General features: G+C 56.8%; 16 protein-coding genes and 1 pseudogene. 2 read left to right on the top strand and 15 right to left on the bottom strand.

The window, feature by feature from the left end:
• Positions 1–50: 50 nt before the first annotated feature.
• The 9 genes and pseudogenes from Q4481_RS08575 to Q4481_RS08535 all read right to left on the bottom strand — a co-directional run bounded on the left by Q4481_RS08575 (position 51) and on the right by Q4481_RS08535 (position 13,145).
• On the bottom strand, positions 51–1,454 hold the full coding sequence (locus Q4481_RS08575; RefSeq protein ID WP_304376082.1) for a TolC family outer membrane protein: 1,404 nt from the start codon (positions 1,452–1,454) through the stop codon (positions 51–53).
• 307 nt (positions 1,455–1,761) lie between these two features.
• Positions 1,762–2,406, bottom strand: a complete 645-nt coding sequence (locus tag Q4481_RS08570) for a protein-L-isoaspartate O-methyltransferase family protein (protein ID WP_304375925.1) — start codon at positions 2,404–2,406, stop codon at positions 1,762–1,764.
• Between the two features lie 93 nt (positions 2,407–2,499).
• A complete protein-coding gene (locus Q4481_RS08565) occupies positions 2,500–4,635 on the bottom strand; it encodes a sensor domain-containing diguanylate cyclase (protein ID WP_304375924.1) in 2,136 nt (711 codons plus the stop codon).
• Positions 4,636–5,229: 594 nt separating this feature from the next.
• A pseudogene (gene tnpC, locus Q4481_RS08560) lies at positions 5,230–6,511 on the bottom strand (IS66 family transposase).
• Positions 6,512–6,804: 293 nt separating this feature from the next.
• A complete protein-coding gene (locus Q4481_RS08555; protein WP_304375923.1) occupies positions 6,805–7,605 on the bottom strand; it encodes a hypothetical protein in 801 nt (266 codons plus the stop codon).
• 111 nt (positions 7,606–7,716) lie between these two features.
• Positions 7,717–9,987: a hypothetical protein gene (locus Q4481_RS08550; RefSeq protein ID WP_304375922.1), complete on the bottom strand. Its 2,271-nt coding sequence runs from the start codon at positions 9,985–9,987 to the stop codon at positions 7,717–7,719.
• A 12-nt stretch (positions 9,988–9,999) separates the two neighbouring features.
• Complete coding sequence (locus Q4481_RS08545) at positions 10,000–10,533, bottom strand: hypothetical protein (protein ID WP_304375921.1); 534 nt, start codon at positions 10,531–10,533, stop codon at positions 10,000–10,002.
• Positions 10,534–11,288: 755 nt separating this feature from the next.
• Complete coding sequence (locus tag Q4481_RS08540; protein WP_304375920.1) at positions 11,289–11,555, bottom strand: hypothetical protein; 267 nt, start codon at positions 11,553–11,555, stop codon at positions 11,289–11,291.
• Between the two features lie 393 nt (positions 11,556–11,948).
• Positions 11,949–13,145, bottom strand: coding sequence for a C40 family peptidase (locus Q4481_RS08535; protein ID WP_304375919.1), 1,197 nt, complete (start codon positions 13,143–13,145; stop codon positions 11,949–11,951).
• Between the two features lie 205 nt (positions 13,146–13,350).
• On the opposite strand from Q4481_RS08535, the gene Q4481_RS08530 reads away from it, so the two are divergent.
• A complete protein-coding gene (locus Q4481_RS08530; protein ID WP_304375918.1) occupies positions 13,351–13,497 on the top strand; it encodes a hypothetical protein in 147 nt (48 codons plus the stop codon).
• A 119-nt stretch (positions 13,498–13,616) separates the two neighbouring features.
• Here Q4481_RS08530 and Q4481_RS08525 read toward each other — a convergent pair whose 3' ends face one another.
• From Q4481_RS08525 to Q4481_RS08500, 6 genes are all read right to left on the bottom strand, one after another.
• Positions 13,617–15,107, bottom strand: coding sequence for a helicase HerA-like domain-containing protein (locus Q4481_RS08525; RefSeq protein WP_304375917.1), 1,491 nt, complete (start codon positions 15,105–15,107; stop codon positions 13,617–13,619).
• Between the two features lie 167 nt (positions 15,108–15,274).
• Positions 15,275–15,613 (bottom strand): hypothetical protein, encoded by a 339-nt coding sequence (locus tag Q4481_RS08520; RefSeq protein WP_304375916.1) that lies wholly within the window; start codon positions 15,611–15,613, stop codon positions 15,275–15,277.
• Positions 15,614–16,004: 391 nt separating this feature from the next.
• On the bottom strand, positions 16,005–16,145 hold the full coding sequence (locus Q4481_RS08515) for a hypothetical protein (protein WP_304375914.1): 141 nt from the start codon (positions 16,143–16,145) through the stop codon (positions 16,005–16,007).
• Positions 16,145–16,423 (bottom strand): hypothetical protein, encoded by a 279-nt coding sequence (locus tag Q4481_RS08510; protein WP_304375913.1) that lies wholly within the window; start codon positions 16,421–16,423, stop codon positions 16,145–16,147. The genes Q4481_RS08515 and Q4481_RS08510 overlap by 1 nt, the downstream gene beginning before the upstream one ends.
• Before the next feature lie 27 nt (positions 16,424–16,450).
• Positions 16,451–16,930, bottom strand: a complete 480-nt coding sequence (locus Q4481_RS08505; protein ID WP_304375912.1) for a twin-arginine translocation signal domain-containing protein — start codon at positions 16,928–16,930, stop codon at positions 16,451–16,453.
• A 60-nt stretch (positions 16,931–16,990) separates the two neighbouring features.
• Positions 16,991–17,257, bottom strand: coding sequence for a hypothetical protein (locus Q4481_RS08500; RefSeq protein WP_304375911.1), 267 nt, complete (start codon positions 17,255–17,257; stop codon positions 16,991–16,993).
• A gap of 116 nt (positions 17,258–17,373) precedes the next feature.
• Here Q4481_RS08500 and Q4481_RS08495 point away from each other — a divergent pair, with 116 nt between their 5' ends.
• Positions 17,374–17,616: a helix-turn-helix domain-containing protein gene (locus tag Q4481_RS08495; protein WP_304375910.1), complete on the top strand. Its 243-nt coding sequence runs from the start codon at positions 17,374–17,376 to the stop codon at positions 17,614–17,616.
• Positions 17,617–17,717 lie beyond the last annotated feature (101 nt).

Genomic DNA, 17,717 nt, shown 5'->3' with positions numbered 1-17,717 from the left:
AACAAAAAACCCGGCCGCAAGGCCGGGTTCGAATGTAAGTCGCGTTCCGATCAGCGACCGTCGACGGTCCGCAGGCCGATCCAGGCATCCTTGACGGCCTTGTAATGAACGTCAGGCTCGTACTTCGCCACCTTCAGGCTGAGATTATCGATCGTCAGCTGGCCCATCGAAGCAACAATCGCAAAGCTCGAGACCACGGAATCACGCTGGGACTGTGCCAGGCTCTCCTTGGCGGTCAAAACATTGGCCTGCGCATCAAGCACATCCAGTGTGGTGGCCTGCCCCACATTGCGCTCTTCGATCACACCGTTGAGGGCTTCCTGCGCGGCGCGAATCTGCGAATTGTTGGCGGCAATGACGGCCTTGGCCGCTTCGTGTTGAGCCATGGCCGAAACAATCGTCTGCTGGACTTCGGCGCGCGCCGAATCAAGGAGAATGCGCTGCTGACCCAGGCGCTCCTTGGCCTGACGGATCTGGCCATATTCGGCACCGCCCTGATAGATCGGCACATTGAGCCGAGCCGTAAGAGAGGCCGAATTGTAGTTGCTGAGCGACGACAGCGTCGGATCGCCGTTGGTGTTCTGAAGCTGGCCCTGGATCACGACACCCGGCAACATCGCACCCTCGGCCGATTTCACCTGATAACCGGCTGCGTCGATGGCATAGCTCGCAGCTATCACCGACGGATGTTCGCGCATGCCGGTCGCAACCGCATTGTCGATGCCCTTCGGCAACTGACGCGTCAGCGGGCTCGGCTGGCGGATGCCGCGCGGTGCGTCACCAACGATCTGTACGTAAACAGCCTCGCTCTGCTTGAGCTGGAAAACGGCGGTTGCCAGAAGCGCCTGGGCCTGTGCCAGCTGCGCCTGTGCCAGGCTGACATCCGTCTTGGTGCCTTCGCCGACATCCAGACGGGCATTGGCGGCATTCACCTGCTCCCGGAGGAAGGCAAGGTTCTGCTTGCGAATGGCAACGATCTGCTGATCACGGGCGATGTTGGCATAGGACTGGGCGGCAGAAAGCAGGATCTGGATTTCCGAAGCCCGAACCTGCGCACGTTGCGCATAGACGTTGGACTCGGCGGCACGCACATTATTCAGGGTCTGGAAGCCATCGAAGATCTGCTGCGTGATGGTCAGGCCGATCTGATTGCTCGTGTAGGTATATTTGTCGGTCGGATTGCTGGCCGAGAAAACACCGACATTGTCGATCTTCGTGCGTGTCTTCTGGGCAAAAGCCGAGATCTGCGGCCGCCATCCGGCCTTGGCGATCGAAACACCTTCATCGGTGGCCCGCAATCCGGCCCGAGCAGCATTCAGATCCGGATTGTGCTCGTAGGCTTTTGCCATCGCCTCGTATATGCTCTCAGCGGAGGCTGGAAGCGACGTCATCGCCAACAACGGCACCGCACAGGCGGCGAGGAAAACCCGCTTTAATCTCAACACTGCAATCACCCTGCTTTCGGCATCATGCCTTAAATCGCGGACTTCGGTCCGTCTCATGTCTTAAAAACGCCCCTACCCGCTACTTGCGAGGCGTCGCAAATTCGCTGTCACAGCCGACCCTATTCGACCCGACTGCCACAACCATCACCATTATAGCGGCGTAGGCAATTATCAACGCAATTGTTTCAACAGATATGAGTTTCACAATGAGTCCTGTCGTTGCCATTCGGCAACAAGTTTAATCAGACAGGATCAGGGCGAACGAAAAAGGGCGGTTGTTACGCCGCCCTTCGACAAATGGTATCGACCGCAAGGATCAGAAAACGAATTCCGGCTTTGCCTCGAAACCGGGCAGCGGCCGCACCGAAGCATTGAATGCGAACCGTTCGGACTGGCTGCCATTCTCGCGAATATAGAGCCGCGCTCCGGAAGAGAGACCAGTTCCCATGACTGCGACCAGACGACCGCCATCCTTCAATTGGGAAAACAGGGAATCGGGAAGCGTTTCAACGCTGCCGTTGACGAAGATGACGTCGTAGGGAGCGGCGGCCGCATAGCCGGCGGGCAGACTGCCCGTCACGACCTTGACGTTGCTGCGTGTCGCCAGATTGGCGCGCGCTGCGTCGGCAAGCGCCGCATCGCTTTCAAGCGCCACAACCGATGCCGACAGTTCTGAAAGAAGTGCCGAAACGTAACCATTGCCCGCACCGATCTCGAGCACGGAACAGTCCTTGTCGATTTCTGCGAGTTGCAGGAGCTTGGCGAGCGGCGACGGCGACATGATATAGCGGCCGGGCGCAATCTCGAGATCGGTGTCGATATAAGCCAGCGGTTTCAGACGATCACCGACAAAGCTATCGCGCTCAACATCGAGAAACGCGTTCAGCACGGAATGAGAGGTTACGTCTGTGGTCCGGATCTGATTGTCGACCATCTTGCTGCGCAGAGCGGAGAAATCCATCTTGTTGCCCATCCTTGGCGGCGCGTGAAATTCCATTAGTGCGGTCATAATTTGCCTGAGCACCGCTTTCAAGGCGAAACGACGGCGACTTCTTCAAATTCCACGCACAATGCCGATCTCTGCCGAATTTACCGCAGAACCCGCCCGCTGCACCAGATCTGCAAGGCCAAGATCGCCAGAGCAGACCGCACCCTGAAAGGCATCGCAGCCGCATTCGGTCAGGAAGAGGAGCGAGTCGATCCGATCGACACCTTCAGCGAGGACCGTCATCCGATTCTCCCGCGCGATCTCGATCATCGCCCGCACAAGTGTTTCGGCTCCCTTGTCGGCCAGGGCTGTTTGCACCAGACCTGCATCGATCCGCAGGAAATCCATTCCGATTGCCCTTAACTGCTCGACACCCTGATATTTTGCGGGCAAGCCTGCCGTCATCAGGTGGAGCCCCAGCTGCCCGAGCAATCCCATCGTCTTCTGGCATTCAGGCTCCTCGCATAAGCGCGTACTTTCGCCAAGATCGAGCACAAAGCGGGAGGATGGTAACTTCACCTTTTCGAGCAGGCTTGTGAGCACCAGCGGGAACGAGGGCTGGCGAAGCTGCTGCTTGCTGATGGGGACAAGAATCCGAGCGTAGGGTATCTGCAACGCCAGTTGTATGGCTTCCGCAAAGACATGGCGGCCGAGCGCATCGGTCAGGCCATGGTCGTTCGCAATCCTGTCGAAAAGGTTCCGGATCGCAAAGGAACCATGCTCCGGATGATCCCATCGAACATCCATATCTACCGCGATGACATCATCCGTATCGCGGCTGGTGACAGGACGCAGGGTGACCATAAGCTCTGAGGATTGGGCAAGCGATCGCCTGAGATCATCGCGAATGGGCTGTTCGGATGCTATCTCCATATCCATCTTCGGCACAAACAGCACTGCGCGTCCTCGCCCCATGCCCTTCGCCGAATAGAGGGCACGATCCGCCTTGCGCGCAAGTGTGGTTCGGTCGGCTCCATGTTCCGGCCAGCAGGCAATGCCGATAGAAACGCCCACCTGAATGACATTGTCGCTATAATACATCGGTTGCTCGACCGAGTTCACGATGCGCTCGGCGATCAACAGCATGCTGCTGGTGGGAATGAGGGCGATGATCATGAATTCATCACCACCGATTCTATAAAGGGATCCACCCGCCCCGAGCTGCCCCTTGATACGCCGCCCCGCCTCGGCAATCACATAGTCGCCTGCCTCATGGCCAAGTGTATCATTGACCAGCTTGAAGCGATCCAGATCCAGGAACCCCACCGAGATCGTGCTGGTATTGGCCGCCTTCAAGAGGGAATCAAGATCGCGATCGAACGAATGGCGATTGGGAAGCCCGGTCAGATTGTCGTGCAGGGCTAGGAATTCGAAGCGCTTGCGATTGCGCTCATCGGCCTTCATGCGGAAATACTGGATGCCGAGCGTTGCCAGAACCAGCACGAAAATGGCGCTGTTGATCGCGTAGATCACCGGCCGGATCTGCTGCATGAAATCGCTGCCGGGCCGGATCGGCTCCCAGATGAAATAGCCGAGAAATCCTCCAGAGCCGGTCCTCAGATCCGCATATGCCGCTTGATTCGACTCGGGCAATCTTTTCGAAAACCGCAAGGAGCTAATCCTGTAGTCGCCGCCTATTTCTTTCAGAACATCGCCATCGAGATAGCGGAGCGCAACATGGAGATATTCCTGACCCGGGACTGGCATCAGCTCCGGCGCTCCGGAATCCGGAAGAATGGGTTTCAGGCTGAGGATGGCCGGCCGCTGATTGACGAACACAAATTCAGCGAGGCCTCTTGTCTTCCCTGCCCCATTTTCGGCAGCCGATGCGGCCTGACGCAATTTTTCGCGAAACCGTTCTGCCATCGGTACCGTGATTGGCGCGACAGCCGAAAAGCGCTCAGGGGCGACAACCCCCTCCTGTCGAAAGGCATAGACCGGCTTGTCCTTGCCATCGATCACATAGAGTTCGTCATGCCCGAAATAGCTGTGCATCCAGCTGCCGAGGTTGCTGTCGATCCATTCCGGATCAGGCTTCTGGGCAGTATTGACGACGGCATCGTCCCAGATCGTCACGCTTTCCTGATCGTGGGCAATGCGGGCCTTGAGCTTGTTCACCACCATGTTGATGAGCGCGGCCTGCCGCTTTTCAGCGGCCTGGTCGATGCTCTCGCTTGCCCATTGTAGCGAATAGTTTGCCATCGCGATCGCCGACATGGTGACAAGCAACACCGGCAAGGCAACACGGAGAAAAAAGGACCGGTTGGATCGAAAGCGTAGCGATGGCATGAACGACGATATTCCAGCGACAAGACAGACCAACGCTATCTCTAATATCTCTATTTTAGCTTAAGCGTATAGCAGGAACCGCTTCGACATCAGAGGGAGAAATTTTGGAGGCCTCGCCCGGAATCGAACCGGGGTGCAAGGATTTGCAGGCTTCGCCCTATGATTGGAAATATTACATATTTTTTATGTTTGTCACTGTCATGTTGCAGAGAATTCCTGCCTTTTCAATCGAAACTTGCCGAGCAGATTATCGGACCCATACTGGGACAGTATGCGAAAGGCATGATTTCCGGAATAGCCAAGGCAACCTGCCACTGAATTTTCATCCTACAGCGATTAGAGCGACTTCCGACCTGATTGATTCGACTAGGCTATTCAGATCAGCTGGAGACCTCGAATTACGGCTGAATTTGTGATCAGCGGCGCGGCTTGACGGCTTTTGGCGGCATTTGGCTCTGATCTCGGGCCGGATTCGTGATGTCATTGCCCCTTTCGGGGCGGTCAGCGTCAAGCGGCGGGCCCGGCGGCCTTCTGGAAGTTCCAAGGCAGCAACTCATCAACCCGGCTCCGCTTGTGGCCTTTGACGATGGCGGTGAGCGTGGCGGTCAGATACGCCTGCGGATCGACGGCATTGAGCTTGCACGTTTCGACAAGCGAAGCGAGGGTCGCCCAGTTCTCGGCCCCTGCATCGTGTCCAGCAAAGAGGGCGTTCTTGCGATTGAAGGCAATCGGCCGGATGGTCCGCTCGATGCTGTTGTTGTCGATCTCGATGCAGCCGTCGGCTAGGAAGAGCTGGAGACCGTCCCAGTATTTGGCGATGTAGGCCAGAGCCTCGCCGAGCGAGGACTTCGTCGCAACAAGAGCGCGGTGATGGCTGAGCCAGATCTGCATGTCGGCGACGAGCGGCGTAGATCGTTCGCGCCTTACAGCCAGCCGGGCCTGGGGATCGAGGCCGTGCAATTCGGCCTCGATCCGATAAAGTTCGCCAATCCGCTCAAGGTCGGTCATCACGCGCCAACGGCCAAAAGTATCCAGTCTTCGTCTTGCGTGAGCCGGGATTGAGAACCGGAGCGCGCGTCTCGTCCATGAATAGCTTGGTTGACCGTTTAAGGTCGACCATCAGAGCATCGAAGACAGGACGCAGTTCATAGGCGGCCCGGCCGACGCAGTCGGCAAGCGTGGAGCGATCGAGATCGAGGCCCTGGCGGCTCATGATCTGTGCCTGTCGATATAGCGGCAGATGATCGGCATATTTGGAAACTAGCACGTGGGCGACGGTCGCTTCCGTCGGCAGTCCTGCCTGGATCAACCGAGCGGGAGCCGGAGCCTGAACGACACCGTCAGCGCAGGCGCGGCACGCATATTTAGGACGGCGGGTGATGATGACGCGGAACTGCGCGGGGACGATATCCAGCCGTTCGGAGACATCCTCGCCAATGCAATGCAGGTCGCCACCGCAGGCACAGACCAGGCTTTCCGGCTCGATCATCTCTTCGATAAGGGGAAGATGTTTTGGAAGGGAGCCGCGATTGGCCGCGCGGGACTTGGCAATTCTGTTTCCGCCAACCGCATCAGCGTCCGCCTCATCCTCGGCATGGATCGCGGCCACAGCCGTATCCAGGTCTTCCAATGCCAGATCGAATTGATCAGGATCGGTCTTCTCGGATTTGCGCCCGAAGGCGGCTTGCTTAAAGGCGGCGACCAGCTTCTCAAGCCGTTCGATCCGTTCATCCTTACGGGCGATCTGCGCAACCGTCTCCGCTTCGCGTCCTGTTGCCGCAATCAGCATCGCCTTCAGGGCGGCAATATCATCGGCATTCAGCGTGACTGGAAACTACCAAATTCCGGTCCACGTTGCCTTCGGATTCTGGTGTCGTGAGTCATCGTGCCGCAGTTATTCGAGTTATTCGACGGTCTCCGGCGTTCTCGTCTCCACGGCACAGACGCGCCGCCTGAACCCGCTTCAAACCGCGGCAGTGTCAGGCGAATACCGTCTCTATAGAAGCTGTTCGATCCTCACAAAAGCGCCAATTACTTCAAATCGCGCGGATATGAACCCGAATAAATTTGACGTGCTATATATTAGACGTGATCTTTCCATGACTTTGTAGGCATTTTCACAACAGCTTCCGGGAAATATTCGCGAGAAAAAACCTCAAATTTTTTAATTACACTTTTGGCAGTCTCATATGCAACATGGGTTTCATCACGCAAATCCTTCAGGGTTAAGTTCGCCCTTATTACATCGTATTCAATTATTCCTTTAGATGGCCTTATGAATACCTTCAAATCATCATTTACACTATTTATTTCACTTCTATTCATAAGAGAAATTCTCAATTCATCATAGTTCTTGCGTGTCTGAATATATCGGTGATGCATCTTTTCCAAACTCATAACATCGCGAAGAAATTCTGCGTCATTTACCGCCATCAGCATAACGCGTTCAGATGCATCAAAGGTTACCGGCGCAGGCACCCAACTTCTCTCAGATATGAGTGTCCATGTATTATTACGAGGTTTTTCTGCCGATTTGGCGTAGAGCGGTTCCGTATATTGTAGCTCATTGGAGAAATCACTAAACATTGAAGTTATTTTCCACATAGCCACGCCCACTATACGCTTGGCACTCGAGTATCGTTCTCGTTCTTTTTCTTTAATTTGCCTCCTGATTTCGAAGCCTTGAATGAAGACCGTCGCAATGAGCCCAATAAACGCAAGCGAAGAAAAGAATCCTGACGCTGCATCCCCTATCTCGTTGAGATTGAGCGCGTACAAAGCGTTCAGCCCCCCCTTACTTTGGAGAGCTATGATCACCAACGTGATCCAAATGCAACAAATCAAGATTGTGATGCTGACAATGATGAATGGCGTCTTTTTCATAACTGCTGGCTTCTCTAGCTCACATCGCTCCCGATATGGTTGCATACAGTCCAAGTAGGGATCAAGGACTGTTTTTGCCAGCTGGGAGATCACAATTCGTCGCTCAGCTGTTTAGGGCACAATACCATGATCAGAGAAGTTTCTGTTCATCTCGCGGGCCACGGACTGGTGAGCCGCCGCGATTGATCCACCGATCACGGCAAGGCCGGCCTTGATGGCGTTCACTAGACGAAGCGTTTCCTGAAGCTGGGCGTTGTTGACCTGCGGGGTGGCGGAAACGGTTAGCCCTCTCGTGATGTCCTCGCCGATCTTGCCGGCTTGCGCGGCCGCTGCGATTGCATCTCCGAGATCAACCGTCGGCTTGAAAAACTGATCCAAGCCAGGGGTGTTCGGATTGTATGGCGTTGTCACCGTCTCCATCATCTTCCGCTGCTCCATCAAGGAGACCGCATGATCGTAAATCGCGATCGCGGCGGCTCTTCCTTCCGTGTCAGCTTTCTGGCCTTTGCGGGGATCGTATGAAGGGAACCCGTATCGGTTCTGAAACCCTGCCTCGTCACGCGCTGAATTGCGCTGCGCCTTCTGCTTGTCATCTGGCGCATCGGTGTAGGGGTTATTCCGGCTATCCCCGCTCAAGAGCAAAGCTGCTGCGACTGGCGACAACCGGCCAAGAATGCCAAGCAGGCCCGCCTTGTTGCCTGGCCCCGGCTTCTTCCCGGCTGCATCACCCGCAACGCCTGCCCCACCCAAGCTGACAGCGGCCGCCTCGAGCGCTACAGCTGCCGCGTTCAAATTGGTGCCGGCAGTGATCAGGCCCCAAACAGCACCCATCACCTTCCAACCGGCGAACAGTGCCCCAACCCCGGCGCCTGCAAGCGCTGCCTGGGCCGCGCCGCTATCGTTACGAAGAGCCGTCGCGAACCGTTGAATGCCGCCGGTGAGCATGTTCAAGCCGCCGATTACTTCCGGCATGCCTTTCACCGCACTCGCGAGTTCGCGCCAGCTTTCGGTAAAGCCCTTCCATGCGACAAAGGGATCTTGGGCGGCGGCCGTATCTGCTGACTCCAAACCCTTCGCTGCGTCATACTGTTGAAGCAGGCGATCGATTTGGGCTTTTTGGGTGACCATACGAGTGAGCACGGTCGTTGAGTTGGAATTTGCAGCAAGTTCGGCGATGGCTTTGTTGACAGCCGTCGCGTTTTCGGTGTCGATCCCCTTCTTCTGAAGCGCGGGAATGAGAACGCTGTTGACCCAGGCGTAAGGATCAGACGCGAACAGCTGATCCTCGACGAGCTCACCCTTTCCTTCACCAACGCGGATCCCAAGATTGCGCTGGGCCGCAAGGTTCTTCTTGCCGGCAACGCTGTTGCTGCCGATCACGAACGATTTGTAGGCCATGTTCAAAGCATTGCCGAACTGGCTTGGGCCATAGTCCTGCACGATCGCCGGCAGGACACCCGCAAGAAAACGGTCGGACAGGCTCGGCACTGCCATCTTGCCATACCGAGAAAATTCGAGGAACTTGCCGACATCAAGATCTCGCCCCTCGACCTGCGCAGCGCGCACCCAACCGCCGATCACCTGGCGAACGGATTCGATGCCCTTGGCGCCCGGGGCGTTGAGACCAGCAACGTCCGCCCCCTTGAGAAAGCCTTCCAATTCCTGAACCGCAGCGTCGGTCCCCTTTGCCGACTGCAAGGCAACAAACGCCTTGGCAAGATCCGGAAGAATGGCAAGACCTCGTTCATTGTCTCCCATCATGGCGCGCGCCTTGCGCGCCAGTTCCACCATGTTCAGGAGCCCTGCCGAAGGGTATTGGGTGGTGAGCTTGTCCGCCTCGGCGATTGCGGCATCGCGCTCGCTGTCGGGGATATTGGCATCTTTCCATCTGCTTTTTTCGCGGATGAACTCAGCGTTGGCAAAAACTCCACCTCGGAGCGCGTTTGCGCCGCCATACATCAGCGTGCCAATGGTGCCGTAAACAGCCATATCCTTGGCGGCTTCCTTCCATCGGCTGTGGAATCTGCTGACGCTCTTGTCGGCCTTGTCCGCACCGGCTGCGATTTCAGCGAAGTATGCCAGGCTTGCCGTCTTGAAGTTGCTCTTTTCCATCGCCTGCAGCGACTTCGAGAGGTTCCGGCCCTCGAACGACGTATTCAGACCATCCCAGGCTTTCCGCAGCTTGTCGATATCGCCAGCCGATGCCCCGAGCTTGCGAAGGCGCTCCTCGAACTGCCCTCCCCAACTGGTCTGATTCATCCGCTGGGCGGCGCGCTGGATCTTCTCGACAGATCCTTCGAGATTCGACGCAGCGGCTTTTGCCTTGCCGCTCATCTCGTCCTTCAGACGGAGGATAAGCTCGCCGATGAAAGTTCTGGCCATGGTCTTGCCCTCTTACGATTTGATTTTGTCAGGGCTGGCGCCAACGCCGCCCGCATCCTCGATCTCGTCGGCGAGATCGTTCAGAACATCCTTGACCAATGATTTCAGGGTTTCGGCATCATGGGCCGTCAGATGCGGGATCTGTGCACGTGCCTTGGACGGCAGCGCCAACACGGCCGTTTTCATGAAGGAGGCAATTTTTGCCCATGCCTCTGAAACTTCGTCGAGCGTCAACGTCTCACCGCGCAACTCGGCAAGTTTCATCTCGGATATCTGCCGGGTAACCCGCTCCGTTGCGAGGCGTTCATCGGTAAGCTTGCTCTTGGTCTCTTCTGTCCGACCCGCTGCCGTCTTCCGAAGGCTTCCGATATAGGCTTCGATCGAAGGCTTTGTGAGATACAGCCCCCGCTTCTCAGCCCGACTGATCAAGCCTCGCTGATCAAGATCAGAGATGGTGCGGATTGAAACTCCGAACAGCACGGCCAAATCAGCCTTGCTGCAATAATCCGGGATCCAATCACCTGCTGGTTTCGACTGTCTCGCCATTCTTTTCCCCTGAACCGATCACAGAGCGAAGTTTATCAGGCGCGAGAAACCAACAAAACTGGACGCATATGGAAGTCGTTGCGCGCTCAATGAACACCAGCTTCGGCCTTCGAAGTCGAAAAAAGCGGAACTCCCTCGATTTGGAACCCCCGTTTGGCCTGGCCCCAGGTCTTTGAGCGCCGAAAGCCAAATGAATTCAGGGGCCGGCATGGCGGGGAAGACCTCCCCCTAGAAAACATAAGGTGCGCGACTATCCGGGGTGCTGCGCCCCGCGGGGGCTCGGGGGCTGGTACGGTCCCTAAACGGCCCTGGCCCGCCCAGAATGGGCCACCAGCGCGCGTTACGCGAGTTTGATGATGTTCGACCCACCTCGCAATGAAGGCACGCCACGCGGGCTTCTCTTGGCACACACCCTCTCCGCGCTCTGGCCTGCGCTGTCGTGTGGGTCGAGGCGCGCGGGCGTGATCGGCATGGGCGAAACTCGACGGTGAGGGCTGATTGGTTGACGGTGAGCGCGGCGGGGCGCGTGGGCCCGGAACAGTGCTGGGCGCCATAGGGCGCCATCGGGTGCACCATGCCGGCAATAGGGCAATGGCCGCCGACGAATTGAATGGTGAATGTCGTTTGGTCGTTGATCAGGACGGAATGCCAAAACCGATTTCGATGGGGCGCAGCCGATCGAGGGCAGCAATATGGAACCATCCCCGGCCGGATCGATTTTGACTTCCGCAAACCGCTTCAGTTTGGACCGGGAACTATGCCGGCCCGGCGGCCCGCAATACATCCTTGACCGCTGCCATAACCTTTCCCGCGGCAGCGATCTGGGAATGGGTATCCGGTGACCAGGGCGAAGCTTGCGAGACGACCGCGGTGATTGCCAACCGCTCGGTCTTGGTCAATCGGCGCTCGCCGCTGTAACACATGAGGGCCGTGGGGCGGCCCATGCCAATCAATTCGCCGGCCTTGGCCACCTGCTTGCCGTTCAAGCCCATCAGCAGCATGAATTCCCGGAACTCATTCAAAGCAAAACTCCCCGCGAAGCATCGGTGAAGAGAATAGCAGATCAGCAGAAACCCAGAAATAAACTTGTATTCCGCCGGTCTCCTTCAGCTTTCTCCCATTGCCGTCCGTCGAGAACGGCGACCAAAGCTTGTTTCATCAGGGTTTCCGACAAGACGCGCAAGCCAAAAGGTAATCAAAACCACCAGGCCACGTCTGCGGAGTGTACCGGCGCGTTGAGTACCTCGGACGAATGCCGCCTCATCTCGGCAGCCGCGCACGCTGTAGGGCGTCTCTGCAGGTTTGCCTATTACAGCCGCTGGCCTCGTTCGAGGTGCGCTCGCTTAGTCGATCAAAGGCCGGATTACTTTAGATCGGCCCACAAAATGCTTAGATCTCAGATAGTGCCCCGGTGGCTAACGATCATGGGTTTGTTTTTCACGCACGCGGATAACCCCAACTAGCAAAAGGTCCGATAGGCTTCGTTCGCTGATTCCCACTTGATTGCTTATGTTTCCAGAGATGAAAGACACTTTATCGCCATCAACCTTTAGCACGATGCCTGAGGTACTCGTCCATCGCCTATCGCTCGGCCCTTTACGAATGTCGTCAGCGTTGATCCCATTGTTGAAACTACCGCTACTGAGAAATATGATTATGTCGCCTGGCAAGGTCTGTGTTGGCTCTATCACCAACCCTTGTCGTAACGCCGATTCCCAAATCCCTTGATTTAAAGCAGATAACTGAAGATTTGCTGGGTTGCCTGCGGACTTTACAACCCACGAAACAAATGCGGCTGACCAAGGTGTCTCCTGTGGCACACCTTCAATGTTGGTTACACCGAAATATTTTGCTACTTCCTCTGGCTCACAAACCTCGTCTACGCCTTTATTGAATTCATCAATAGCGAACTTCAGCATTTGCTTTGCGATCGCCGGTAACTCCGGGGTCTGCGGATAATCGAGGGGCGGAGGGGCTACATTAGCCTTCGCATCGCAAACAGGCCTCCGGAGCGGGTTGGGCCTGGAAACTATCACAGGAAATGAAGATGACACGAAATTCTTATCGCATTCATACTTTTCATTCAAGAATTTTGACAGTTCATCAGCATAACTTCCGGTATTTTGCGCCTGAATGCCGAGAACATAATCAGGAATTTTCACTATTCCAAAGATAGCAGCCATGCATATACGCGCTTTTCTTTCATTTTTCAGGTCATCCTGACTTGCGCGCTCGTCGCCGTCAACCAGAAGGGTGGCCGGATCGACTACCATCAACTGAGAAAAAACAGAAGACTGCCGAGAAATGTCTGCCATGCGCTCGTCGTGATTTTGCTTGCTGAGGTCCTTCATGATCTCAAGCGTCCCCGTAATGCCAGCGGTGGCCAATCCGCCAACAACGGTGAAAAGGGCCGCCCAAGGCACTAGATGCAGAACAGGATATCGCCGTACTGTCGAGGCTCTAAGGCGCTCTAACGCTATCTCCGGGCTTACTGTATCGGCTGCCAACAGTAGTTCTGCAAGCTTTGCCCGATGATCAGGGGTACCGTCGCGGAAAATTGATTCGAATAGGCGTTCTTTGAAATTTCCGCCCGGCGTTTCATTTTCTGGCAAGACTTCCTCCTCGCGGCAGAACGACACCCATAAAACAAGCAGAGATTGAGATACCTGGCAAGCAATCAATCTATTCTGACCGCTTCGAGTTTGTTCTCGCCTTGGGTCTCACTTTAACATATAGGTCGATCCGTTTTTGGTAATGAGGTGTCTCGAATAGGTCGCCCAAGCATGCTGATGCAAAGGAGATCCGGATCTTTAGCTTATGGTCGAGCAACTATTCTTCCGCCCGCTCGGTGCGGGATTTGTAAAGCTCGGCTTCCCGCGCGGCTATCAGATCCCGGATGTCGGGCCTCTGTTCCATTTCTTCAACGCGAGTCCGGTGAAAGAACTCGTCGACCTTGTTCGTTGATGCTCACGGGTATTGCCTGATTTCATCTGGCTCGCCCAGGTGCGCGGCAATGAGCTCCTTGGTCCAGCCTCGCCGGTAGAGCAGATGATTGCGCGTGAAATGGTTCGCTCGCTTGGCCATCAGACCAACACCCACAACAGGAAAACGGAAGAGGCCAGAGCAGCGGACCAACCGAACAGACCGCGCCAGGTGGCGCGTCGAGGTGCAGGCGGATATGAACTGCTGAAGTCCGGCATGAATTGGCGGAAGTCTCCTTCCTTCCAATCGCTGGCTGTCTTGACGATCGGAAGGCCGCGCTGTTGCCGCATCCGGTTCATGAATTGGTGGACGGCCACCTGCTCGGCCAGCTTGGCACCGTAGCGCTGGCGCATTTCCTTAGCATGGATGCTAACTTCGCTGCCATCGGTTGAACCATCCATGATAGCGCGCCGCTCCATATCCGAGATCGGGCCGACCTGGGCCGACGGCGGAATGATCAAGACCTTTTCCACCTTCGTCGGGATGCCGGCCTCATCGAGGACAGATATCAGGGCCTCACCAACCGCAAGCTTGGTGATTTCTGCCTTGACGTCAACACCACGGTTTTCCCGGAAGGCTTGGGCGGCGGCCCTGACCATCCGCTGATCTTTCTGGGTATAGGCGCGCAAGGCATGCTGGATCCGGCTGCCAAGCTGGGCAAGCACGGTATCCGGTATATCTGCCGGCGACTGGGTGACGAAGAAGACGCCGACACCCTTCGAGCGCACCAAGCGGACCAGACGCTCGATCTGCTGGATCAATTGCTTCGGCGCATCGGTGAACAGCAGATGCGCCTCATCGAAGAAGAAGACCAGCTTGGGGCGGTTGAGATCCCCGACCTCGGGCAAAACCCTGAACAATTCGGTGAGAAGCCACAACAGGAAGGTGGCATAGAGCTTCGGGTTCTCGATCAGGCGATCGGCATGCAGCAGATTGATCGTGCCACGACCGGCGGCATCGTTCCGGATGAAGTCAAGGATATCGAACCGGGGTTCGCCGAACAGGAAGGCACCGCCCTGTGATTCCAGCGCCAGAAGGTTTCGTTGTATGGTCGTGATCGAAGCTGCTGTGATGTTGCCATATTGGCGGCAAACTTCCTCGCGGCTTTCGAGCATGTCGTGAAGCGTCCAGCGCAGATCGTCGAGCGTAAGCATCCACGACTTTTCGTCCTCGCACTTCTTGAAGGCGATCGCCAATGCGCCTTCCTGAGCATCGTTGAGCTTGAGCATGCGGGCCAGAAGCTCGGCACCCATCTCCTGCACGCTGGTATGGATCGGAAGACCGTGATCGCCAAAAAGATCCCAGTAGGCGACCGGGAACCGATCGGCGGCGAATTGCCGGCCCATGGCCGCCATCCGGGCAGCCAGTGGGCTTGCATCGTCACCGCGTGCCGCGATACCGGACAGATCGCCCTTGATATCGGCGCAGAAAACCGAGACGCCGGCCCGCGAAAAGTTCTCGGCAAGTGCCTGCATGGTGGTCGTTTTTCCGGTGCCGGTTGAGCCTGTCACCAGGCCGTGACGATTGGCCATCTTGAGCGGCAAGGCGACCAGATTTCCGGCATTGGTCGTGCCGATTTCTATTGAATTCATGGCGATCTCCAATTCAGAAAACGTTACTAGAGAACAGGCCTCAAAGCACTGTGTTTCTCGGAAGTTGCGCCCACCCGGCGGGGCTTTCCGGGTGGGCGCCGATTGCCTTTCCAATCGGGGCACCATTACCCCAGCAACGCCGGTTTCAACGGCGTCTGCAAATCCTGTCAGAGCCTGTCGTGAAATGGTTCCGGCAATCGGTTCGGTCGATGGGCAAACATCACGCAATAGCCCCCACGTTTGGCCGGAACGACATAGGCATGGAATTCGCCATCGCCATAATCATTGAGCGCTGCGGCAAGCTCCCACCCGAGCCTGTTGACGCGATCAACGGGTATCTCGGGCGCAGCTTCTTTGTCGTCCATCGCCACTGCAGCAAGGGCGTTCTCGGTTCCGGCGGCGCGAACGACGCAGTACCAGGCGTTTTCCACCTCAGCGAGGACATCTGACAATTCCTTGCAAAGACGTCTTGCCTTTGCCCACGGGTGCTCTTGCGGTTCGTTCATGGGATTGCTCTCCAAAATGTCGCCAGAGCATGAGAGTGCCGCGGCAAAGGTTGAATTGAGATCGGGTTGGTTGGGCATGATCAAATCCTCTCCGGAAGGGCGTGCAGTGCCGTGAGCGCAGCACCATCGATGTCAGAAAGCGCCCTGCCACACGCGGCAATCAGGCCGTCTCGCGTTCGGAAGTACCGCCGACCTCGCCAACCCGCCCTTGTAAGGGTTTCTGTGGCGGAGAGCCGCTGTTGAAGGATCCACTGCAAACCGTCTCTGCAGACGATCACGCGCCACCGGGGCGCAAGCTGAACGACAACCGGCTGATAGCCCTCGTCGGACTCGTTCCGGGAATGGTTCGGCCGGGCGGGTTTGGTGCAAGGTTCAGGGGCGCTGCGCATGATCAGCCCTCCCCGCGATCGGCGACGATCACCTGTTGGTCACCGTGGACCGCCGCGGAAAGGTCGGGCAACACCACGGCAACGCCGACGACAAAGGCAACGATCACAACGAACGATGCGAGATCACGGATAAGGTCGGGCATCAGACAGCCTCCCATGCTTTCTGTAGGCGTTCCGCTGTGTCGCTGGCCTGGCGGGCAATGAACTGCACGTCGGCAGCATCCTTGCGGGCGATCGTTAGCGGTCCCTTCCCGGTGTCCCGGATCCTGTCCTCAAGCAGCGACTTCAGCACTGACGACAGGCGGATCATGTCTGCTGCGAGATCGGTAACGACATCCTCGCGAGCTTCGGCATCAGCACCGGCGGGGAACGGGATGATTTTCGGCAAGCCTTCGGCGGCTGCCTGAAGTGACTTCGGCATTGCGGCTCTCCAAATTTTCGAGGTTGATCAGATTGCGCGGATGAACCGAACGAACTTGCCGGTCAGCGCGATATCGAATTTCAGGCTTCGTTCCTTTGGCCGGAACTGAGGAGTGACCCAGAATGCCCGGCCGTAGCCCGCCGGATCGTCATGTTCGGGCGCCCGCTCCATTCGCCAGATAGGCCGCCCACCCTCGTGCTGGACCTCATAGAGGCCGGCACCGGTGAAATTGAACAGTTCGGGACGATCGGGCGCCATGACACAGATCCCGCTGTTGCCGTTGCGGATGATCCGGACGCCCTCGCCGTGAATGCGGGTCATGGCGGCAAACAGGGCGCCCACGGCGCGATCAAGCTCTTCTTGGGGTGTTTCCGGCGGCGAAGTGACGGCAAGTGCCGGAATGGGCAGCAAGGCGCCGGCAGCGGCCGGCGCAGCGGCAAGAAATCGGCGGCGGTTCAAGTTGATGGGCAAGCCTTCGGCGGTGGCCGGAATCGGTGCGATCGGCATGGTGGTTTCCTTCGATGTTCTGGCATTTCGAACAGGGCGACGACCGCCCTCGCCGAAAGGTCAGGCGGCGAGCGCTGTTTCCACAGCCTGCACGTTGCTGAACAGTGCATGGCGCTTTGCGCATGCAATGGCCTGATCGGTACTCACAAACGGGGATGCCCAGCCACCGGCAGCGAAGCCACGAACTTCTTCCTGCCAACGATAACGGGTGACCGTCTGGCCTTTCCGCTTCGTCTTGAACGGTACCAAGATGGCGGCGACTACGCCGGCATAGGTGTCGCGGAAGGTGGCGGTTGCTGCTATTGTGCCGGTACTCGATTTGGGCATTTGCTTCGCTCCACATTTAACGCTTTTCGTTAACTGTTCCCATATTCCGTGAATTTCTGAGTTTGTCAACGGTTTTCGTTTGTGGTAAGCACAAAATAATGAAATAGAGGAAATCCATGTCCCTTAGCCCAGAACAATCGCGCGCCGCGCGCGGCCTTCTCGACTGGTCTCAAACGCAGTTGGCAAAAGCGTCCAACTTGAGCGAAAGCACGGTTCGAGACTTCGAAAAAGGTCGGCGTATACCTTCAATAAACAATCTCGCGGCCGTCGAGCGTGCCCTAGAGGCGGCCGGCGTCGTCTTTCTTGCCGACGGTGAAACGACGGTGGGCGGGCCGGGTGTTCGGTTGAAATCCCTATGAGGAATTCCGGAATAATTGGCGCGTAAGATATAGGGCTCGTTTTGGAACCTTAGCGCGCTTGTGATGAAAGTGGCGATGCAATAATTAGGTTGGTCGGCGTG

It is taken from the genome of Fluviirhizobium alvei (genome assembly GCF_030551875.1).
Taxonomy (GTDB): domain Bacteria; phylum Pseudomonadota; class Alphaproteobacteria; order Rhizobiales; family Rhizobiaceae; genus Rhizobium_E; species Rhizobium_E alvei.
Note: the sequence above shows the minus strand (reverse complement) of the source record. Positions and strands in the feature narration are given on the sequence as shown.